Origin of the sequence: Thioalkalivibrio sp. ALJ4 (genome assembly GCF_000377225.1) — a bacterium.
Taxonomy (GTDB): Bacteria; Pseudomonadota; Gammaproteobacteria; order Ectothiorhodospirales; family Ectothiorhodospiraceae; genus Thioalkalivibrio.
The window spans coordinates 220,820-241,593 of sequence record NZ_KB897918.1 but is presented as its reverse complement, the minus strand read 5'-3'; the positions used below and the strand labels follow the sequence as shown (position 1 = coordinate 241,593).

At 65.8% G+C, this 20,774-nt stretch carries 22 protein-coding genes and 1 tRNA gene; 9 read left to right on the top strand and 14 right to left on the bottom strand.

Going from position 1 to position 20,774, the window contains the following annotated elements:
* Window positions 1–72 precede the first annotated feature (72 nt).
* A complete protein-coding gene (locus C936_RS0107320) occupies window positions 73–363 on the bottom strand; it encodes an acylphosphatase (protein WP_018174646.1) in 291 nt (96 codons plus the stop codon).
* A gap of 22 nt (window positions 364–385) precedes the next feature.
* Between C936_RS0107320 and arsC the strand changes: the two genes are divergently transcribed.
* The 3 genes from arsC to C936_RS0107305 are packed head-to-tail and all read left to right on the top strand — an operon-like array spanning window position 386 to window position 1,709.
* On the top strand, window positions 386–742 hold the full coding sequence (gene arsC, locus C936_RS0107315; protein WP_018138800.1) for an arsenate reductase (glutaredoxin): 357 nt from the start codon (window positions 386–388) through the stop codon (window positions 740–742).
* Window positions 739–1,356: an NAD(P)H:quinone oxidoreductase gene (gene wrbA / locus C936_RS0107310; RefSeq protein WP_018174645.1), complete on the top strand. Its 618-nt coding sequence runs from the start codon at window positions 739–741 to the stop codon at window positions 1,354–1,356. Before arsC ends, wrbA begins: the two co-directional genes overlap by 4 nt.
* Window positions 1,353–1,709 (top strand): DUF2069 domain-containing protein, encoded by a 357-nt coding sequence (locus C936_RS0107305; protein ID WP_018138802.1) that lies wholly within the window; start codon window positions 1,353–1,355, stop codon window positions 1,707–1,709. Before wrbA ends, C936_RS0107305 begins: the two co-directional genes overlap by 4 nt.
* Before the next feature lie 18 nt (window positions 1,710–1,727).
* On the opposite strand, the gene hda is transcribed toward C936_RS0107305, so the two are convergent.
* From hda to C936_RS0107290, 3 genes are read right to left on the bottom strand one after another with little or no spacing between them, the layout of a single operon-like run.
* Complete coding sequence (gene hda, locus C936_RS0107300) at window positions 1,728–2,423, bottom strand: DnaA regulatory inactivator Hda (RefSeq protein ID WP_018174644.1); 696 nt, start codon at window positions 2,421–2,423, stop codon at window positions 1,728–1,730.
* 32 nt (window positions 2,424–2,455) lie between these two features.
* Window positions 2,456–3,535 carry an AI-2E family transporter gene (locus C936_RS0107295; protein ID WP_018174643.1) on the bottom strand — a complete coding sequence of 360 codons (1,080 nt, stop codon included), beginning with the start codon at window positions 3,533–3,535 and terminating at the stop codon, window positions 2,456–2,458.
* On the bottom strand, window positions 3,532–4,563 hold the full coding sequence (locus C936_RS0107290) for a DUF2066 domain-containing protein (protein WP_038038633.1): 1,032 nt from the start codon (window positions 4,561–4,563) through the stop codon (window positions 3,532–3,534). Before C936_RS0107290 ends, C936_RS0107295 begins: the two co-directional genes overlap by 4 nt.
* Before the next feature lie 470 nt (window positions 4,564–5,033).
* Between C936_RS0107290 and purM the strand changes: the two genes are divergently transcribed.
* The 4 genes from purM to C936_RS0107270 are packed head-to-tail and all read left to right on the top strand — an operon-like array spanning window position 5,034 to window position 8,989.
* A complete protein-coding gene (gene purM, locus C936_RS0107285; RefSeq protein ID WP_018174641.1) occupies window positions 5,034–6,092 on the top strand; it encodes a phosphoribosylformylglycinamidine cyclo-ligase in 1,059 nt (352 codons plus the stop codon).
* Window positions 6,089–6,826, top strand: coding sequence for a phosphoribosylglycinamide formyltransferase (purN, locus tag C936_RS0107280; RefSeq protein ID WP_018174640.1), 738 nt, complete (start codon window positions 6,089–6,091; stop codon window positions 6,824–6,826). The genes purM and purN overlap by 4 nt, the downstream gene beginning before the upstream one ends.
* Window positions 6,777–7,577, top strand: coding sequence for a DUF3108 domain-containing protein (locus tag C936_RS0107275; protein ID WP_018174639.1), 801 nt, complete (start codon window positions 6,777–6,779; stop codon window positions 7,575–7,577). Before purN ends, C936_RS0107275 begins: the two co-directional genes overlap by 50 nt.
* A gap of 5 nt (window positions 7,578–7,582) precedes the next feature.
* Complete coding sequence (locus C936_RS0107270) at window positions 7,583–8,989, top strand: NAD(P)/FAD-dependent oxidoreductase (RefSeq protein ID WP_018174638.1); 1,407 nt, start codon at window positions 7,583–7,585, stop codon at window positions 8,987–8,989.
* A 55-nt stretch (window positions 8,990–9,044) separates the two neighbouring features.
* Here the strand turns inward: C936_RS0107270 and ilvA are convergent, their stop codons facing one another.
* Complete coding sequence (gene ilvA, locus C936_RS0107265; RefSeq protein ID WP_018174637.1) at window positions 9,045–10,559, bottom strand: threonine ammonia-lyase, biosynthetic; 1,515 nt, start codon at window positions 10,557–10,559, stop codon at window positions 9,045–9,047.
* Window positions 10,560–10,655: 96 nt separating this feature from the next.
* Between ilvA and rpiA the strand changes: the two genes are divergently transcribed.
* Together rpiA and C936_RS0107255 are read left to right on the top strand one after the other, a co-directional pair.
* A complete protein-coding gene (gene rpiA, locus C936_RS0107260) occupies window positions 10,656–11,315 on the top strand; it encodes a ribose-5-phosphate isomerase RpiA (protein ID WP_018174636.1) in 660 nt (219 codons plus the stop codon).
* Window positions 11,315–11,524, top strand: a complete 210-nt coding sequence (locus C936_RS0107255; RefSeq protein ID WP_018138812.1) for a DUF2905 domain-containing protein — start codon at window positions 11,315–11,317, stop codon at window positions 11,522–11,524. Before rpiA ends, C936_RS0107255 begins: the two co-directional genes overlap by 1 nt.
* Window positions 11,525–11,603: 79 nt before the next feature.
* Here C936_RS0107255 and C936_RS0107250 read toward each other — a convergent pair whose 3' ends face one another.
* The 9 genes from C936_RS0107250 to C936_RS0107210 form a co-directional block, all read right to left on the bottom strand.
* Window positions 11,604–12,440, bottom strand: coding sequence for a rhodanese-like domain-containing protein (locus C936_RS0107250; protein ID WP_018138813.1), 837 nt, complete (start codon window positions 12,438–12,440; stop codon window positions 11,604–11,606).
* Between the two features lie 199 nt (window positions 12,441–12,639).
* Window positions 12,640–16,482: a DUF3683 domain-containing protein gene (locus C936_RS0107245; RefSeq protein ID WP_018174635.1), complete on the bottom strand. Its 3,843-nt coding sequence runs from the start codon at window positions 16,480–16,482 to the stop codon at window positions 12,640–12,642.
* Window positions 16,483–16,632: 150 nt separating this feature from the next.
* A complete protein-coding gene (locus C936_RS14595) occupies window positions 16,633–16,782 on the bottom strand; it encodes a DUF3096 domain-containing protein (protein WP_018138815.1) in 150 nt (49 codons plus the stop codon).
* Between the two features lie 53 nt (window positions 16,783–16,835).
* Window positions 16,836–17,753 (bottom strand): MBL fold metallo-hydrolase, encoded by a 918-nt coding sequence (locus C936_RS0107235; RefSeq protein WP_018138816.1) that lies wholly within the window; start codon window positions 17,751–17,753, stop codon window positions 16,836–16,838.
* Between the two features lie 408 nt (window positions 17,754–18,161).
* Window positions 18,162–18,235: transfer RNA gene (locus C936_RS0107230), tRNA-Gln, on the bottom strand.
* Between the two features lie 39 nt (window positions 18,236–18,274).
* Entirely contained in the window at window positions 18,275–18,667 is a 393-nt protein-coding gene (gene rpsI, locus C936_RS0107225) for a 30S ribosomal protein S9 (RefSeq protein WP_018138547.1), read from the bottom strand.
* 29 nt (window positions 18,668–18,696) lie between these two features.
* Window positions 18,697–19,125, bottom strand: coding sequence for a 50S ribosomal protein L13 (rplM, locus tag C936_RS0107220; protein ID WP_018138548.1), 429 nt, complete (start codon window positions 19,123–19,125; stop codon window positions 18,697–18,699).
* A gap of 222 nt (window positions 19,126–19,347) precedes the next feature.
* Window positions 19,348–19,881, bottom strand: coding sequence for a DUF4168 domain-containing protein (locus C936_RS0107215; protein WP_018174634.1), 534 nt, complete (start codon window positions 19,879–19,881; stop codon window positions 19,348–19,350).
* 97 nt (window positions 19,882–19,978) lie between these two features.
* Window positions 19,979–20,440: a hypothetical protein gene (locus C936_RS0107210; protein ID WP_018174633.1), complete on the bottom strand. Its 462-nt coding sequence runs from the start codon at window positions 20,438–20,440 to the stop codon at window positions 19,979–19,981.
* Window positions 20,441–20,774 lie beyond the last annotated feature (334 nt).

The following is a 20,774-nucleotide window of genomic DNA, read 5'->3' as shown; positions in this document are numbered from 1 at the left end:
GTATGCATCCGTCGCGATGGCGTTTATAGACCCCCGTACAACTTTAAAGGAAGCGTCTCAAAAGCTCCCGATTCAACCCGTATCAAAGCCTGCGGGCAACGGCTCCGGCGGGCTCACAACCTCCCTATCCAGTTCCTCCACGTGCGCCATGCGCGGTCCCTCCCAAAGCCATGTCTCCAGCCGGTCCAGGGCATCCGGGGAACCGACCGCCAGCACCTCCACGCGGCCGTCCGGCAGGTTGCGCGCATACCCCGTCAGCCCGAGCGCCTGCGCCTGCTCGCGGGTCGAGGCGCGAAAGAACACGCCCTGCACACGCCCCCTGACATGCCAGCGGCGGGCATGGGTATCATGGGCCTTTGCCATCGATGACCTCCGGAGTCGATTCATGTCCGATGCCCCTACGCTGTATCACAACCCGCGCTGCAGCAAGTCGCGCGCGACCCTCGCCCTGCTGCGGGAGCAAGGTGTAGAGCCCGAGATCGTGGAGTATCTGAAGACGCCACCGGATGCCGCGACGTTGAAGGGCGTGATCGAGAAGCTGGGCATCCGCCCCCGCGACCTGCTGCGCACCGGCGAGGCGGAGTACCGCGAGCTGGGCCTGAAAGACGCGGAGATGGATGACGAGGCGCTGATCCAGACCATGGTCCAGCACCCGAAACTGATCGAGCGACCGATCCTGATCGTCGGGGGCGCGGCCCGCATCGGGCGCCCGCCGGAACAGGTGCTGGAGATCGTGTCGTGAGCACGGCACCGGAGATCCTGGTGCTGTACTACAGCCGCTACGGGGCGACCGCCGAGCTGGCCCGCCAGGTCGCAACCGGCGTCGAAAAGGCTGGCGCCACCGCGCGGGTGCGCACCGTACCCCCAGTCTCCACGAATATCGGCGAGGACCGCCCGGCAGTACCCGAGGACGGGCCACCCTATGCCGAACTGCGCGATCTCGAGGAATGCGCGGGGCTGGTCATGGGTTCGCCGACCCGCTTCGGCAACATGGCCGCGCCGCTGAAATACTTCCTCGACGGCACCAGCGGGCTGTGGGCCAGCGGCGGGCTGGTAGACCGGCCCTTCGGCGTCTTCACCAGCACCGCCACCCAGCATGGCGGGCAGGAGACCACCCTGCTCAGCATGGCCCTGCCGCTGATCCATCAGGGCATGCTGTGGGTCGGCGTGCCCTATACCGTGCCGGAGCTGAACAGCACCACCAGCGGCGGGACGCCCTATGGCGCCAGCCACGTGGCCGGCACCCAGGGCGAACAGGCGGTCACGCGCGACGAACAGCGCATCGCAGCAGCCCTTGGGGAACGCGTCGCGCGCATCGCCTTGCGCCTCGAAGCAGCACCTGGCGCCCCGGCATGATCGCGCTGTCCCGTGCCCTGGCTCTGGCCGGCTTTCTTGGACTGCTGCTGCTAATCCTGGTCTGGACCACCTGGATCGCCCCGCCGGAGATCGTCCCGGTCTGGCTGGCGTTGATCGTACTGGTCATGCCGCTGCTGTTTCCGCTGCGCGGGATGCTGCACGGAAGGCGCTACACCCACGCCTGGTCCAGCCTGCTGGCGCTCGCCTACATCACGCTCGGGATCACCATCGGCGCGGCCGCGGAGGACCGGCTCTATGGCCTCCTGATGACCGGAGCCAGCCTCGCCTGGTTCGCGGGCAGCCTGCTGTTCGTGAAACTGGACGCCCGGCGGGCCCGCGCGGCGGCCGAGTAACGTCAAGCAACCCCGGGTTCAGCCCATACGGGCCAGCTGTTCGCGCACGAACGGGATGGTCAGGCGCCGCTGCTGGGCTAGCGCAGCCAGATCCAGGCGGTCCAGCAGCGCCAGCAGCGTGGACAGGTCACGCGAGCAGCGGCGCAGCAGGTAATCCGCCACCGGCTCCGGCAGCTCCAGCCCGCGCAGGGCCGCACGCTGTGCCAGGATCTCCTTGCAGGCCGCATCATCCGGCCGCTGCATGCGGAACACCGGGCCCCAGGCCAGGCGCGAGGCCAGATCCGGCAACTGGACCGGTAGCCCCTCGGGCGGTGCCGCGGCCGCCAGCAGCACGCGGCAGCCGGCATCACGCAGCCGGTTGATCAGCCCGAACAGGGCCTCGTCCCAGTCCCCGCGGCCCACCACGGCCTCCAGATCATCCAGCGCCACCAGACGCGAGCGCTCCAGACCATCGAGCACGGCCATCGGTGGCGCATCACGTACCTCGCCAAGCGGCAGGTAGCTGACCGGTTCCCCGCGCTCGTGTCCCTGGTGACAGGCAGCCTGCAGCAGGTGCGTCTTGCCGGAGCCGGGCGGCCCGTGCAGCAGGATCTGCGGCTCCTGTATCCCGGTCCCGACGCTCAAGGCCCGCACGGCATCCCGCGCCAGGGCATTGCCTGCCACGCAAAAACCGGAAAAACGCGAGGCGTCGCGCAGGCGCAGGTCCAGCGGCATCTGGCGCTCCAGCGGGCTGTTGCCTTCGGGTCTCACGGGACATCGGCCCCGGCTGCGTTCATGTCCCGATAGCGCGCCATTGCCTGACGCACCGCAACTGCGAGCACCGCCGCCACCGGCAACGCAAGCAGGACCCCGAAGAACCCGAACAGCTGACCGCCGGCGAGCACGGCAAAGATCACCGCCACCGGATGCAGCCCGGTCCGGTCCCCCACCAGCCACGGGGTCAGCACCACCGACTCCAGCACCTGCGCCACCGCGAAGATCACCAGCACCACCAGCAACAGCGTCCAGCCATCGCCCTGGAACAGCACGGCCGCCGTGGCCAGCACGATGCCCACGATCACGCCCACATAGGGGATGAAACTGACCAGTCCGGCAATCAGGCCGATGGCCAGGCCCATCTGCACGCCCGCCACGCTCAGGGTGATCGCGTAGAACAGCCCCAGCGCCAGCATTACCAGTAGCTGCCCGCGCAGGAACGCCCCCAGGGTATGGTCCGATTCCACCGCAAAACGGCTGACCGGGTCACGCCAGGCTCGCGGCAGCAGGTCATGCAGACCCGCGACCAGCCGCGGCCAGTCCCGCAGCAGATAGAAACTGACCACCGGGATCAGCACCAGATTGAGCACGCCCAGGACCAGGGCGCCGGTCGAGCTGCCCAGCCAGTGCAGCAACCCGCCCGCCAGACCGCCGGCCTCGCGCCAGTGCTCGGCCAGCAGTTCCTGCAGTGCCGCCGGCTCCAGGGCCGGCAGGCGATCGCCCGCCTGCTGCTCGATCCAGGGACGAACCCGCTCGTCGAACCAGGCGATCACCTCGGGCAACAGCAGCATCAGGCGTTCGAACTGGGCCATGGCCAGCGGGATCAGGACCAGCACCAGCCCCGCCATTCCCAGCATCACCAGCACGAAGATCACCAGCGTGGCCAAGGTGCGCGAACCGCCCATGCGTACCGCCAGGCGCGTCACCAAGGGGTTGAACAGGTAGCCGATCAGCAGCGCGATCAGAAACGGCGTAAGAATCGGCGCTAGCAGATAGAGCGCCACGCCCAGGACCACCAGCCCGACCAGGGCCGCCAGCGTGGCAGCGGAGAATGGCGCCAGCGGGTTCACTCGCGGCGCAGCCAGGCCTTCGCCTCGGAGTCACCGCGCGGATCCTCCGCCGCGCCATAGCCGCTGGCGTGCAGCAGGTCTACCAGGTCATCCGGGGCCAAACCCGTGCGCACCTCGAGGGTCACCGCGTTACCACCCAGCGAATCCAGCCTTGCGCTCTCAATAGCCTCGATCTGCGCCAGCTCCCGCCGCAACGCCTCGAACGCGGGAAAGCCCTCGACCCCGACAAAGCCCAGCTTCACCCACTCGGGCTCGGCGGCGACGCGGGCCAGCGGTGCCACGACCTGGTCAAGGCCATCCTCGACCGCCGCGCGCGCCGCGGCGGCCGGAGATTCACCGCGGCCCTCACTACGGTACTCGCGCCCACCATGCACGGTAATGGCACGCGCCTCGGCGCCACCCCCAACCGAGCGTACATGCAGCGCCACGATACCCGTCGGCCCGTAGCGCCCGGCCGCTTCCTGCAGCGGCTCGGTCACGCCACCAATCACATCCCCCGCCTGCGCGGCCCGGCGATCCTCCAGATCCCCCAGTGGCAGCACGAAAGGCATCCCGCGATCGCGCCCCAGCGCGTCAATCCCGGCCAGCACATCGGCCTCGTCCTGGGTGGAGCCCAGCAGGTGGCGGCGCCCGTCCGCCTCGTACACCGCCCAGACCAGCAGTTGCGGGCGCGCGCCCAGCACCACGGGCACCTCGGCGGCATTTAGAGCGTTGCGCAGGCGGCCCCGATCGAACTCCAGGCGATATTCGCCGTTATCCACCTCCTGCCGCCGACGCAGGGCCTCAATACGCCCCTCCTCGTCCAGTTCCAGCAACAGGAGCTGCGCCAGTTCGCTCAGCTCCGGCGAACGCTGCCCGGCCACGCGCACCAGCGCCTGTTCCAGGCCCTGCGCCAGCGCGGTCGTTTCGTCCTCCGCATGGACGTTCACCACCACGGCATCATCCGCCAGCAATGGAGAGACCCCCAACAGCAGACACAGGAGTAGGCACGCAGCCAGGGCGCGGGACGGGCGAAAGAGGCGCAGCATAGGGTTGAATGGCGTTTTCGACAGGCGCCCAAAATACCACAGCGCCCCAGGGAAACACTGATGCATGTAAACGCTCGCGTTGGTACCCCAGGTTTTCCGAGACAAGGCGCGGTGCGCAGCCGGTAGCAGTTCTACCAGCCCGTTCTTGACGGATTCGGGCCGCAACGCCGGATCGGGGAACCTGGGGCGCCAACCCCACAAACCATTCAATGCAGGGGCTCGGCCGCCCGTTGTTATCAAAAACGGGCGCGCGCACTGCGTTGCGGTTCCCTTGTGCAGAATGACTGCACGGCAGTCACCGCGCCTTGTTCGCACGCAAAAGCGACGAAGCAGCGAGCGTGTACATTCATCAGTGTTTCCCTAACCTGCAGCGCCCGGCTTTTTGCACGCCCCCCGGCGCCTCGCTACCATGCCGGATTCCGCGAGCGCCGCCGGATACCGGATGCGGCCATCAACCACCCAGGGTACCCATGTCCGAAACCCGTTCAGGCCTGACCTACCGCGAGGCAGGTGTCGACATCGAGGCCGGCGCCGAGCTGGTCGAACGCATCAAACCGCATGCCGCCCGCACGCAGCGCCCTGGCGTCATGGCCGGGCTGGGCGGCTTTGGTGCCCTGTTTGAGCTCCCGATGGACCGCTACAAGCAGCCTGTGCTGGTCTCCGGCACCGACGGCGTAGGCACCAAGCTGCGCCTGGCCCAGGAGACGGGGCGCCATGACAGCATCGGCATCGATCTGGTGGCGATGTGCGTGAATGACATCGTGGTGCAGGGAGCCGAGCCGCTGTTCTTCCTCGACTACTACGCCACCGGACACCTGGACGTCGATATCGCCGCGGATGTCGTCACCGGTATCGCCACCGGCTGCGAACAGGCCGGCTGCGCCCTGATCGGGGGCGAAACGGCCGAGATGCCGGGCATGTACCAGGGCGAGGACTACGACGTCGCGGGCTTCGCGGTCGGCATTGCCGAAAAGGAGGCCCTGATCGACGGCACCCGGGTCAGCGCGGGCGATGTCGTGCTCGGGCTGGCCGCCAGCGGCCCGCACTCCAATGGCTATTCTCTAATCCGGCGCGTCCTGGAACACTCCGGCGCGGCCCTGGATGCCCCGCTTCCCGGGGCCGACGGCACCACACTGGGCGATGCCCTGATGGCCCCGACCACGATCTACGTGCGCCCGCTGCTGGATCTGATGCAGCAGTTTCCGGTACACGCGGCGGCCCACATCACCGGTGGCGGCCTGACCGAAAACCTCCCGCGGGTGCTGCCGGAGCAGCTGTGCGCCCGCATTGATCCGCAGGCCTGGCAATGGCCACCCGTGTTCGACTGGCTGCAACAGGCCGGCGACATCGCGCCTGAAGAGATGCTGCGCACGTTCAACTGCGGGATCGGCATGACCGTGATCCTGCCCGAAGACCGTGTCGAGGCCGCCAGCTCGGCACTGGCCCGGGCGGGCATCCCGAGCTGGCCGATCGGCACGATCGAGGACTGCGAAGACACGGCCCCCGGGGTGGTCTACGCCGCACGATGAGCAGCAACGCCGGCCCCTCCAGCCCGGATTCCCTGCCACGCCTGGTCGTCCTGATCTCGGGGCGCGGCAGCAATCTGGGCGCCATGATCGAGGCCTGCAACACTGGCCACATCCCGGCCCGGATCGTCGGCATCATCAGCAATCGCCCCGATGCAGGGGGGCTGGCCTACGCGGAAGAGCACGCGATCCCCGCACGTGTTCTGAACCACCGCGACTACCCCTCGCGCGAGGCCTTCGATGCAGATCTGGCCGAGGCGATCGAGGCCCTTGAGCCCGATCTCGTGATCCTGGCCGGCTTCATGCGCATCCTGACCCCCGGTTTCGTCGATCGCTTCACGGGAAGGCTGTTGAACATTCACCCCTCCCTGTTGCCGAAGTACCGTGGGCTGGACACACATGCCCGCGCGCTGGCCGACGGGGAGGACGAACACGGCGCCAGCGTGCATTTTGTCACCCCCGAACTGGACGGCGGCCCGGTGATCATGCAGGCCCGCGTGCCGGTCCTGCCCGATGACACGCCCGAGAGCCTCGCCACCCGCGTCCAGCGCGCCGAACACCGGCTGTATCCCGAGGTCGTGCGGCGCCTGTGTTCAGGGGAAATTCAGTGGCGCGACCGCATCGTGACCGGGGACAACACCCCGCTGACGGTCCCGCTGCAGCTCGAAACCAATGAGGTAGTACCCGATGTTGAAGCTCCCGAGGAACGGAGCCCTGTGCCGCGCGACGCGGACTAGCCTGCTGACCGCCCTGCTCCTGCTGGGACAGGTCCTGCTGGCGTCCGCTGCCGCCAATGAGCCCCAGGAGGGTCCGCGCCTGCCGCCATTCACGGCCAGCTACGAGGCCCAGGCCATGGGCAACACCCTGAATGCCAGGATCACCCTGAACCACGAAGACGTACAAACACGCATGGCCATGGATGCCCATGTATCCGGCTTCCTGCGGATCCTCGGGCGCTTCGAGCTGAGCCGCGAGGCCCTGATGAACGCCAACGACGTCGGACTGCAGCTGGTCACCTCGCGCAGCCGCGAGGTGACGCCCCGCCGCGAACGCAAGGTCGAGACGCGCTTCGACTGGGAAGAAGACCGTGCGATCGGACACGTAGACAACGAGCGATTCGATATCGAAGTACCCCCGCATACCCTCGACTTTCTCGGCTCGCTGTACTTCATGATGCAGCGCCTGGAGGCCGGCGACCTCGCCGGAGAGGGTGACGGCGAAACGGTACAGACCCTGGAACGCGACCGCCTGCGCGAGTATCGCTTCGAGTACGCCGATACGGAGACGATCGAATCCCCGATGGGGCGTATCGAGACGGTGCGCGTCGTGCGCAAGAGCCGGGACAGTGACATCGAACTCTCTGCCTGGTTCGCCCCGGACCTCAGCCACCTGCCGGTACGGTTCGATTACGAGGCCGACGGCCGCGTGTTCGAACTGAAGCTGACCCGGCTGGAGTGGCACGACCCGATCATTGACCTGACCGAGTAGACACCATGAGCGAGACCTTTGACCTGGCCATCATCGGAAGTGGCCCCGGGGGCTATCGTGCCGCCGTTCTGGGCGCCCTGCGCGGGCTCAACGTCGTCATCGTCGAAAAGGGCGACTGGGGCGGCTGCTGCCTGAACCGCGGCTGCGTGCCGAAAAAGGACTGGTACCACACCGCACGCACCGTCGCCGCGCAGCGCCACTTCGAGGGCCGCGGCATCAGCGGCAGCCTCACGGCCGACATGGACCGCGCCTGGGACCACCAGAAGGACGTGGTCACCGAGGTCCGCAACTCCTACCTCGGCTACATGAAGCACCTGAAGATCCAGTACCGTCACGGCACTGCCCGCTTCCGCGATGCCGAGACCCTCGAGGTCGCGACGGAGGATGGAACCGAGACCATCCAGGCCCGCCATACCATTATCGCCACCGGCGCCACCGCTACTGTCCCGGCCCCGTTCACGACCGAACCCGGGCGCGTACTGACCACCGACATGCTGTTCGACGACAAGCCGCCGGCAGGCAAGCGCGTCGCGATCATCGGCTCCGGCGTGGTCGCCACCGAGTTCGCCTGGATCTTCCATCACCTCGGCAAGAAGGTGACCTGGCTGTCGCGCTCCAAGCCGCTGTCCACCCAGAAGTTCAGCCCGCAGGCGCTGGGCACGCTGAAGGAGCAGCTGGCCGCGGACGGCATCGAGCCGGTGCGGGTCAAGGGATATGACCAGGTCGAGACCTCCGATAACGGCGTCACCATCACCGACAGCGAGGGCAACAGCTTCGAGGTCGACTGGGTCCTGCTCGGCACCGGGCGCACCCCGCATACCGAGGGCCTGAACCTCGACGAAATCGGGGTGAAGATCGATGCCCGCGGCTTCGTGAAGCGCCGCCCCACCCTGCAGACCGATGTCGACAACATCTACGCCATCGGCGATGTCGCAAGCGAATGGCAGACCGCGAACCACGCGCTGGCGGACGCCACCATCGCGGTGGAAAACATCCAGAACGGCAATACCCGCGAGCAGGACGAGCGCTTCGTGCCGATCGCGATCTACTCCGCGGTGGAGATGGCGCGCCTGGGGATGGACGAGGACGACGCCGAGGACGATGAGCTGGAGCCGGCGGTCGGCTTCGCCGCGTTCGAGACCTCCCCGCGCGCGCTGGGCCAGGACGAGCCGGAGGGCTTCGTACGCCTGATCGGCGACATGGACACCGGCGCCCTGCTGGGCGGCGAGGTCATCGGCAGCGACGCCGGCGAACTGATTCACATCCTTTCGCTGGCCCCCGACCGCGACACCGCACTGGCCTGGCTCGCCCGCGGCCAGTGGAACCACCCGGCCCGCGCCGAGGAATTCCTCAACGCAACGGAAACCCTCGCCTCGAAGTGGAACCTGAAGTCCGAGATCTTCGGGCTTTAGTGGACGCGGGCGGCACAAGGATGTGCCCCCATAGCCACCTTAGCCGGGAACGCAATCAGCGCAGAAACAGCGAGTAGGCCGGGTTGGCCGTCTCCTCGTGCCAGGGGTAGCCGACTTCCTTCAGAAAATCGCGAAAGCGCGCGCGATCCTCGGCCGGGATCTGCATCCCCACCAGCACGCGCCCGTAGGCGGCCCCGTGGTTGCGGTAGTGGAACAGGCTGATGTTCCAGGTCTGGCCCATGTGGGTCAGGAAGTTCAGCAACGCCCCGGGGCGCTCGGGAAACTCGAAGCGGTACAGGCGTTCGTTGCGGACCTCGCCGCCATGACCACCGACCATGTGCCGCAGGTGCAGTTTGGCCACCTCGTTCTCGGTCATGTCCATGACCTCGTAGCCCTGCGCCTCCAGCGTCTCGCGGATCGCCTGACGTTCGCTGTCGCCGCCTTCCAGCTTGATGCCGGCAAACACGTGCGCGCGTTCGTCGTCCGCGTAGCGGTAGTTGAACTCCGTGATGCCCCGCTTGCCGATGGCCTGGCAGAACTGGCGAAAGCTCCCCGGGCGCTCGGGGATGGTCACCGCGAACAGGGCCTCGCGGTGCTCGCCGATCTCGGCGCGCTCGGCCACGTGGCGCAGACGGTCGAAATTGATGTTGGCACCGCTCAGCACGGCGGCGAAGTCGCCCCCCGTGATCCCTTCGCGCGCGATGTACTGCTTCATCCCGGCCACGGCCAGCGCGCCTGCCGGTTCCGCCAGTACGCGGGTATCGTCGAACACGTCCTTGATCGCGGCGCAGATCGAGTCGGTATCCACCAGCAGGACCTCGTCGACCAGTTCGCGCACCAGGCGAAAGGTCTCCTTGCCCACCTGACGCACGGCGGCGCCGTCGGCAAAGATCCCGACCTGCTTCAGCGTGACGCGACGATTCTGCTGCAGCGCCTTGTACATGGACGGGGCGTCGTCCGGCTCGACCCCGATCACCTTGATCTCCGGACGCAGGCGCTTGATATAAGCGGCCATGCCCGCCGCCAGACCTCCGCCACCGATGCAGACAAACACCGCATCCAGCGGCGCGGAGTGCTGGCGCAACAGCTCCATGGCCACGGTACCCTGGCCGGCGATCACGTCCGGATCGTCGAACGGGTGGATAAACGTATAGCCGTGCTTTTCCTGCAAGGTCCGCGCATGCGCGGCCGCCTCGTCGAAGGAATCGCCGTGCAGCACAGCCTTGCCGCCATAGCGGCGCACGGCGTCGATCTTGATCGACGGCGTGGTCACCGGCATCACGATCACCGCCTTGATCCCCAGATGGGCCGCGCCCAACGCCACCCCCTGGGCATGGTTGCCGGCGGAGGCGGCGATCACGCCTTTCTTGCGCTGCTCGGGCGTGAGCTGCGCGATCTTGTTGTAGGCCCCGCGCAGCTTGAACGAGAACACCGGCTGCAGGTCCTCGCGCTTGAGCCAGATACTGGAACCCAGGCGCTGCGAAAGCGTCGGCATCGGCTCCAGCGGCGTCTCGCGCGCGACATCGTAGACACGCGCCGTGAGGATCTTCTCGAGGTAGGGGACTGTCATGGCCGGAACGATAGCACGGCGCGAATCATGCTTGTCTCGCTTGCGCGCCAGTCGGTATCCTCGGCGGGTTATAGACATCACAGACGAGACAGCGTAATGACTCAGGACGAAATGAAGAAGGCGGTCGCCGAGGCCGCGCTCGCACGCATCGAAAGTGGCTGGATCGTGGGGGTCGGCACCGGCTCGACCGCGAATTACTTCATCGATGCCCTGGCCGGTATCAAGGGCAAGATCGACGGCGCGGTGGCCTCCAGCGAGGCCAGTGCAGAGCGTCTGCGCGGCCACGGGATCGAGGTCCTAGATCTGAACTCCGCCGGCCCGCTGCCCATCTATGTCGACGGCGCCGACGAGGCGACCCGCCACCTGCACCTGACCAAGGGTGGGGGCGGCGCGCTGACCCGCGAGAAGATCGTCGCGGCGGCCTCGAAGACCTTCGTCTGCGTCGTCGACGAGACGAAGGTCGTGGACTACCTCGGTGCATTCCCGCTGCCGGTCGAGGTCATCCCGATGGCCCGCAGCCACGTGGCCCGTGCGCTTTCGAAGCTGGGCGGCAATCCGGAGCTGCGCGAGGGCTTCAAGACCGATAACGGCAACGTCATCCTGGATGTGCACAACCTGCGCATCATGAACCCGGTGGAACTGGAGTCCGAGCTGGACCACATCGCCGGCGTGGTCACCAACGGGCTGTTCGCCCGCCGCCCGGCGGACGTGATGCTGGTCGGCTCGCCCTCTGGCGTCGAGGAAATGACCGCCTAGTGAGCGAAACCGGCAAGTGGCTGATCGTCATCGGCGGGCTGATCGTTCTGATCGGCCTGCTGTGGCCCTGGCTGGGCAAGGTCCCCTGGGGTCGTCTGCCGGGCGACATCGTGATCGAACGCGAAAATGCCCGCTTCTATTTCCCGATCACGACGATGATCATCGTAAGCGTGGTGATCTCGATTATTCTCGCACTGTTTCGGCGTTAGCCACGCAACAAAAAGGCCGGGGATGTCCCCGGCCTTTTTGTTTGTGAGAGCCATGCAAAGCGGCTCTCGGCCACAGTCGCTAGCGCGCCATGACCTCGTCGTAGAAGCGCTGCAGGCCGCCTTCCAGGAAGTAGTAGTCATCCACCCCGCGTTCTTCCAGGTGGTACTGCAGCCAGCGAGCCTGCTGCCCGTACTGGTCGAAGATCAGCAGGGTCTGCTCGTTGCGCCGGGCCTGGTCCACGATACGGTCCAGGGCGCTGATGTCCGACAAGGGCGCGCCGACCTCGCGGCCACCAAACAGCGAGATCTCGTCGCGTTCGCCGCGGCTGCGGATATCCACGACCACGACATCCTCACCCTGGCGGGCGCGCCGGGAGAAGGCGTCGGCCGCCAGCACGCGGGCCTCGAAGTCGTCCCCGCTGATCAGTTCGTCCTCGGCCTCGTTGGCCGGCTCACCACGGAAACGAGCCAGCCCTGGGTAGCGCTCGACCCAGTCCTGCATCCCGGCGTCATAGGCCTGGGCCGAAGCCACGCCGAGCTCGTTGGCGCGCGCGGCGGCGCGATAGCCGGCGTAGCTCTGGCGTCCGTTGCAGTAGAACACCAGTGGGCTGCCATGTTCCTCTTCCAGCGCCAGGATCTGCTGATCGAAGTCTTCGCTGTCGAGATCGACGTGATGAGCGCCCTCGATATGCAGGATGTCGTATTCCAGCCGGGGGCGAACGTCGACCAAGGTGGAGCCCGACAACTGGCCGCGCAGGTCGAACAGATCCACCGCCTCGACCCCAAAGCGCTCATAGAGCGGGCGGCCAGGGAATTCCACAAAAGGTTGCTGGGCCGAGGCCACGATGGGCGCTCCGGCCAGACTCAGGCACAGGGCCACCAGGGCCACTCGGGGGCGAGCGAAACGAACGATCATGCGAACTCCCTTGGTTGACGATGGGCGTCCGCGAACTGCGGCCCACGAATCGCCCCTTTAGCCCTCCGGGTCCCGACCCGGAACGCACATCGCACGATGCACGTTTTGGCAGGGTACCCGGTTGCCCCGATTGTAGCCAACCATACGCGGCTTTCCAGGCGCGGGCCTTGCCGCCCGTCCTGGCGCCGCAGCGTCGCCCCTACAGGAGAACCTTCTCGATGCCGCCCTCGCGCGCCCGGTCGATGAAGTCCTTCTGCCAGCCGTCGCCCATCAGGCGATTGGCCATCTCGACCACGATGTAGTCGGTATCCATGCCGGTGTCCTCGCGGTAGCGCGACAGGCCCTGCTGGCAGGCCGGGCAGGAGGTCAGCAGCTTCACGTTGCCGTTTTCGGCCTTGTCCTCGCCGGTAAGCTGGCGAATCCCCTTGTGCAGCTCTTCCTGCTTGCGGAAGCGCACCTGCGTGGCGATATCCGGACGGCTGACCGCGAACGTGCCCGCCTCGCCGCAGCAGCGGTTGGACTGCAGCACCTCCTGCCCCAGCAGCTTGGCGGCCACATCGGTCGGCTTGTGCGACTTCATCGGCGAGTGGCAGGGGTCGTGGTACATGTACTGCACCCCGTTGAGCCCCTCCAGCTTCACGCCCTTCTCCATCAGGTACTCGTGGATGTCGAGCAGTCGGCAGCCCGGGAAGATGCGCTCGAACTCGTATTTGAGCAGCTGATCCATGCAGGTGCCGCAGGAGACCACCACGGTCTTGATGTCCAGGTAGTTCAGCGTGGTCGCCACGCGGTGGAACAGCACCCGGTTTTCGGTGGTGATCTGCGAGCCCTTGTCGAAGTCGCCATTGGAGTTCTGCGGATAGCCGCAACACAGGTAGCCCGGCGGCAGCACCGTCTGCGCCCCGACGTCATAGAGCATGGCCAGGGTCGCCAGCCCGACCTGACTGAACAGGCGCTCGGAGCCACAGCCGGGGAAATAGAACACCGCGTCCGAGTCGAGATCGGTCTTCACCGGGTCGCGCAGGATTGGCACATAGCGCGAATCCTCGAGCCCGAGCATCTGGCGGGTGGTCTGGCTCGGCAGACCGGCCGGCATCGGCTTTTTCACGAAGTGCACGACCTGTTCGTGCATCGGGGCCTTGCCGGTGGTCGAGCGCGGGCGCTTGCCCTCGCCGGTCAGGTTGAGCTTCTTGAACGCGTAGTGGCCGAGGCGCTGGGCGGCATAGCCCATCTGGATCGCCCCCTTGCGGATGCCCTTGATCTTGGACGGATCCTTGGTGTTCAGGAAGGCCATGGACATCATCGTCGCCGGCGTGGCCTTGCGCTTGCCCTTCTTCTTCAGGATCGAGCGCATGTGCATGGTCACGTCGCCGAAGTCGATGTCGACCGGGCACGGATTCAGGCACTTGTGGCAGATCGTGCAGTGGTCGGCCACATCGTTCATCTCGTCGAAGTGGTGCAGCGACAGCCCGCGCCGGGTCTGCTCCTCGTAGAGGAAGGCCTCGACGATCAGCCCGGTGGCCAGGATCTTGTTGCGCGGCGAGTAGAGCAGGTTCGCGCGCGGGACATGCGTGTTGCACTCCGGCTTGCACTTGCCGCAGCGCAGGCAGTCCTTGATCTCGTCGTTGAGATCGCCCAGCTCGCTCTGCTCCAGGATCAGTGCCTCCTGCTTCACCAGGCGCAGGGACGGCGTATAGGCGTTGGACAGCCCGGAGCCCTCGAGCAGCTTGCCGGCGTTGAACACGCCATTGGGGTCGACCTGCTTTTTGTACTTCGCGAACGACTCGATGCGTTCGGGCTCGAGATACTGCATTTTGGTCAGCCCGATCCCGTGCTCGCCGGAGATCACGCCATTCAGCTCGCGCGCCAGGCGCATCACGTCATCCACCAGACGCTCGGCCTGGTGCATCATCTGGTAGTCGTTGGAGTTGACCGGGATGTTGGTGTGCACGTTGCCATCCCCGGCGTGCATGTGCAGGGCGATGAACAACCGGCTGGTCAGCACGCGGTCGTGGATCGCGCCCAGGCGCTTGCGCACCGACTCCATCTGGTGACCGTCGAAGATCTCGAACAGCGGGCGCTCCACCTCCGCACGATAGGAGATGCGCAGGCTGCGTCGCAGTAGCAGGTTGATCAGCTTGTCGTGGTCACGGCGATCGGCGCGGGCGGGTTCGTCCAGCAGCTCGTCGCACTCGGAGGCCAGCGTAAAGTAGTTGTCCGCGATCGCCTTCCAGCGCTTTTGCACCGCCTCGAGCTTCTCGACCGCGCGTTCGCGCTTGGCCTCGAACCACTGCTGCCCTTCGCCACCGGTGTCCTCCAGTAGCTCGCGCAGCTCGGGGTGGTCGCCGCGCATGCACTCCAGCACCTCGTCGATCATCGCCAGCTTGTTCTTCAGCGATTCGCGCACGTTCAGGGTCTCGATCCCCTCGGTGTACTCGGCGAGCCGCTCCAGCGGGATCACCACGTCCTCGTTGATCTTGAACGCGTTGGTGTGGTGCGCGATCGCGGCAGTGCGCGCGCGATCGGCCCAGAAACGCTTGCGTGCCTCCGGGCTCACGGCGATGAAGCCCTCGCCGTTGCGGGCGTTGGCCGCGCGCACCATCTTGGCGGCGAGCTTGCCCAGGGCATCCTCGTTGTCGGAGACGATGTCGGCGATCAGCACCATCTTCGGCTGCTCGCCACGGGCGCCCTTGGGGGTGTACTTGACGGCGCGCACATAGCGCTCGTCCAGGTGCTCCAGACCCGCCAGCAGGACGTCGTCCTCGGCATCCACCGCATCCTTGATCTCGACGATCGCCGGAACCGCCTGATGCAGATCGGTACCGTAGAACTCCAGGCACACGGTGCGGATGTTGTCCGGCATCCGGTGCAGGATGAACTCGGCCGAGGTAATCAGGCCGTCACAGCCCTCTTTCTGGATGCCCGGCACGCCCATCAGGGTCTTGTCGGTCACGTCCTTGCCCAGACCGAGCTTGCGGAAGCGTGCACCCGGCATCTCCAGCGTCTCGGGTTCGCCCTTGGGGGTGCGACCGTCGGGGCCAAAACGTGTAATGCGAAAGCGCACGGTCTCGGCATCATGGATCTTGCCGAGGTTGTGGTCCAGGCGCTCGACCCGCATCCAGTCGGCCTCGGGGGTGACCATCGTCCAGGAGGCGAGGTTGTCCAGCGCGGTCCCCCAGAGCACGGCCTTCTTGCCCCCCGCGTTCATGGCGACGTTGCCGCCGATGGTGGAGGCGTCCTGCGAAGTGGGATCCACCGCGAACACGAGTCCATTCTCGGCGGCCAGCTCGGAGACGCGCTTGGTCACCACGCCGGCCTCCACACGCACGACAGCCACGTCCTGATCGACACCCGGGAGCGGACGTCGCTCGACCGGACCGATCCCTTCGAGCTTTTCGGTATTGATCACGGCGGAACGCTTGGACAGCGGCACCGCACTGCCGGTATAGCCGGTACCACCACCACGCGGGATCACGGTCAGGCCGAGTTCGATACAGGCGGCGACCAGCGGCCCCATTTCGTCCTCGGAATCCGGCGTCAGCACGACGAACGGCAGTTCCACGCGCCAGTCGGTGGCGTCGGTGACGTGGGAGACGCGGGCCAGGCCACCGAACTGGATGTTGTCCCTGTGCGTCAGGCCCTTCAGGCGTTTGCGCACACGCTCGCGCAGCTCCAGCGTCTGCTGGAACTCGTCGGAAAAGGCCGTGACCGCGGCCTGGGCACGGCGCGCCAGCGTCAGCGCCTTCTCGTTGCCGTCAGCACGCTTGCGAATCTGGTCCAGGCGATGCTGCATCGCATCGATCAGCGACTTGCGGCGCTTCTTGTCGTCCAGCAGGTCGTCCTGGATATACGGGTTGCGGGCGACCACCCACATGTCGCCGAGCACCTCGAACAGCATGCGCGCAGAGACACCCGTCTGGCGTTCCCCACGCAGTTCGTTGAGGAGGTCCCAGGTATCGGAACCCAGGAAGCGGATGACAATTTCGCGGTCGGAGAATGAAGTGTAGTTATAGGGTATTTCTCGAACGCGTTCGGCGGTCATTGAGGCTTGGCCCCCCGATCAGAATGAGCGCAAAGAGTAACGGCTCCGTGCGGGATGCGCACGAAGTCGCACTCTTCGTCCATGCTTTTGGGCACCAAAGTACCTGCCGATCCCCGCGCCGTTCGGTACCCGGCTTCTGGTTACCCGGCGTTACAGGTAGGTCAGCAGCCCCACCGCACCGATTACGATCAGGTAGATCGCCACGATATAGTTCAGCAGCCGGGGCCAAACCAGAATCAGGATGCCCGCACCCAGCGAGAGGATGGCCGTCAGCAGGCCGGGGTCAATATGCAGCGTCATGCGGATGCTCCTTTGCCGGGCTCGACGGCCCGGCATACCGCGAGTGATCGAGATCAGAAGAGTTTTTCTTCCATCTCCAGATAAACGGCATTGGCGTTGCTGCGATTGGTCTGCTCGAAGGCCGGCAGGTCCTCATAGTCGGACCAGTCCATCGCCGCATAGGCCTCGTCGAAGGAATCCATATTCTCGACTGCCGCGCCCATGTGTTCACGCAGATACGCGATATAGTCACGGGTGAACTTCACCGCGCGAGCTGCCTCGTCGGTGGCGTCGCCATGCCCCGGGACCAGGAACTTCAGGTCCATCTCCATCAGTTCTTCCAGACGTTTGACCCAGTTTTCCGAGTCCAGCGCGTCATCACCCATGAACGGGATGCGGCCGTCGAACACGATATCGCCGGCAAAGACCACGCCGGTCTCCTCCACCACCATGATGATGTCATCCGGCGAATGGGCCGGGCCTGCGTGCACGCAACGAAACGTCTTGCCGCCCAGCTTGATCACGTACTCGTCATCGAAGAACTCGTCCGGCGGGATGATCTGGGTGTCCTCGTCGACCCAGGGAGCCAGCACACCTCGGCGCTGCTCGAGCCGTGCGGAGGCCCCGGGGCTGTCAAGATAGTCCTGCGCGCGCGACTGGCCGATGATCTTCGCGTCCGTGTGATCGGCGAAGGCCTGCAGGCCATAGATGTGATCCGCGTGGTAATGCCCGGCAATCACGTACTTGATCGGCTGATCCGTTACCTCCTTGATCCGCCGGATCATCTCGAACCCGAGCGGCGGCGTCCCCAGGGCGTCGTAGACCACCACACCCTCGTCCGTCACCACAAAGCCGGCGTTCGAGGTATGCCCCTCGTTGTCCGGGTCCGGGATTCCGGATATCCCGATCATGTACCAGGTATCCGCGCCCTCGACCTCGTGGGCGGTGGTATCGACGCTGACCGGCTCGTAGGGGTTGTCAGGTACCGACATGGACTCTCTCCTCTCCTGTTTTTTTGGTTTTGTCTGGCGCACATCGAGTCGACGTTCGCGCCATTCCTGAAGGGTTCGACGCAGAGGGGCCGCAAGAATTCCCGCTGGATGCGGGTGGCGGGGCGCCGATCAGGGGAGTGTAGCGAGTTTGGGACGCGGGGAGGGAAAGCCAGCGGCAGAGATCGCCGCATCGCCATGCTCGACCCGCAAGGGCCGATAGCGGCTCCAGGCGGGGATGGCTGGGGGACCAGGATGATTCGGCGGCTACGCCGCCTCACCCCTTCGGGGCTGCACGCGCAGCGCGCGTGCAGTGCTCCGCTTCGCTGCGCCGAACCTTCCAGGTTCGAACCCCGGACTCGCTCAAATATCCATAGAAAAGGGCCCCGCGAGGGGGCCCTTCTCTATGGATGGCTGGGGGACCAGGATTCGAACCTGGGTTGACGGAGTCAGAGTCCGTAGTCCTACCGCTAGACGATCCCCCAGTAAACCGGGTGCCGTACGCGCCGGCACTCGAGCGCGGTTTAGCGCTTCGAGTACTGGGTCGCGCGGCGAGCCTTGCGAAGGCCGACCTTCTTGCGCTCGACCTCGCGGGCGTCACGGGTCAGATGACCCCCACGACGCAGCGACGGGCGCATCTCTTCGTTGTACTGCACCAGCGCACGAGCGATGCCCAGACGAATGGCCCCGGCCTGGCCGTTGCCGCCTCCGCCTTCCACGGTCGCGATCACGTCGAAGTTCTCGGTGGACTCGGTGGCCTCCAGCGGCTGACGCACGACCATGCGCGAGGTCTGACGGCCGAAGAACTCGTCCAGCGGCTTGTCGTTGACCGTGATGTTGCCCGTACCCGGGCGCAGGAACACGCGGGCCGAGGAGGTCTTGCGACGGCCAGTGCCGTAGTATTGATTGGTAGCCATACGGATCGATTTCCCTTGCTGTTTAGCCGTCAGATGTCGAGCGGCTGCGGCTGCTGCGCGGTGTGGCGATGCTCGGTACCGGAGTACACCTTGAGCTTCTTGAACATGGCGCGGCCCAGCGGGTTGCGCGGCAGCATGCCCTTCACGGCGAGCTCGAGCACCTTCTCCGGATGACGGTCAATCATCTGGTTGAAATTGGCTTCCTTGATACCACCCGGGTAGCCGGTATGGCGGAAGTACATTTTGTCGCTGGCCTTGTTGCCGGACACGCGAATTTTTTCCGCGTTGATCACGACGATGTAATCGCCAGTGTCCACGTGCGGCGTGTAGACGGGCTTGTGCTTCCCGCGCAGGCGACGCGCGATTTCCGTGGCGAGGCGGCCCAGGGTCTTGTCCGCGGCGTCGACCAGGAACCAGTCGCGTTCGACTTCAGCCGGCTTGGCGCTGATGGTGCTCATGTCTTGATGCTCCGATGTCGGGGCGATTCAGAAAGCGCGCAAGAATAGCGCTTCCCGGCGTCTGATTCAAGCGGCGCGCGGATTAATCTGCACGCCCCACGAGAACCTGTGCGCGATCACACCCATGAGATATCCCGTAATAGAAAACAATAAAAAGGCCGGCACGAAGGCCGGCCCTTTCTGGACCCGGGCGCGAGGCCCGGGGTCCGGAGCGGGGATGGATTACATCTCCGCTTCGGCGCGCTCCTGGACTTCCTGCATCAACTCGGGATCGTTCTGCAGAGCCATGGCCACTTCGTTGTATTCCTCGACGGACATGCCGGCGTCTTCAACAGCGCTGACCATTTCGTCCTGGGCTTCCTGCTGCATGGACTGGGCCTCGGTTTCATCCTCGGCTTCCTGCAGGCGGTTGGCGAAGTCTTCGCGCACTTCCTGGACGGCCACAAAGGCACCCACGAACGTGTCGATATCTTCTTCGCTCAGGTCCACTTCAGGGGCCTGCTGAGCGGGCGGCGCACCAGCAGCACCACCTTCCGGCGGAGCGCCACCTTCAGGCGGCTGACCACCCTGGGCACCACCTTCCGGCGGCTGGCCACCCTGCGGCGGAGCACCACCTTCGGCACCACCCTGCGGCGGGGCACCTTCGGCGCCACCCTGGGCACCACCACCCATGTCGCCGGTCTGCGCGGTCGCCACGCCACCGATCGCGAACATGGAAGTCAAAGCAAATGCGAGTGCGGTCTTGCGAAAGCTCATAATGTCTACCTCTTCCTCTGGGTGAAAAAACTCGAGGCTCCTGCCTCAGAGATGGGGGCCGGGCAGACGAACACTGCCCGGCTTGCCCGTTAGCCCCTTACCAATCCGGGGCGTCGTCTTCGTCGTCGTCATCATCGCCAGCCGGGGCTTCAGCGCCGCCCGCCTGGGCCATCTGCGGCATACCGCCTTCGCGGTCGTCATCATCATCGTCCGCGGGCGGGGCAGCCGGCTCACCAGCCTGAGTCATCTGCGGAGGCATACCGCCGTTGCCCTCGTCCTCGTCGTCATCCGCGGGCGGAGCAGCCGGCTCACCGGCCTGGGCCATTTGCGGAGGCATGCCACCACCCTCACGATCCTCGTCGTCATCATCGGCCGGCGGCGCGGCAGGCTCACCCGCCTGGACCATCATCTGGGGCGGCATACCACCCTGTTCTTCCTGCGCCTCTTCTTCATCCGGCGCCTCGGCACCTTCGCCCATGGCTTGGGCGGCGCTCAGACCACCGAGGGCAAAAAGGGAACTCATCGCGATTGCTAGAGCAGATTTACGAAAAGTCGACATTGTGCTTCTCTCCTTCATTTAAGGTTTCAGCACAGTCAACGGAACGGCTCGATTGGCTTTCGGTTGACTGCACCCAAGGAATTAGCAGAAGCCGTGCCAAAAACGACCCAAAAAGAACAACAAACTAATAATCAATGCTTTACGAATACCCAAAGGGCCTGCAGGTGGGCCTGGATCACAATGAGATGCGGGTCAAAACGACACATGGGTCAGGGCGACCCGGGTCAGTACGGCCCATCAGGGGCTGGGAGGGGTGAAAAGGGTCACGTTAGAGCCGACCGTGAACGGTGGAGAGGCGCCGAGCAGAGGCACTCGGGAAACACTGATTAATGTA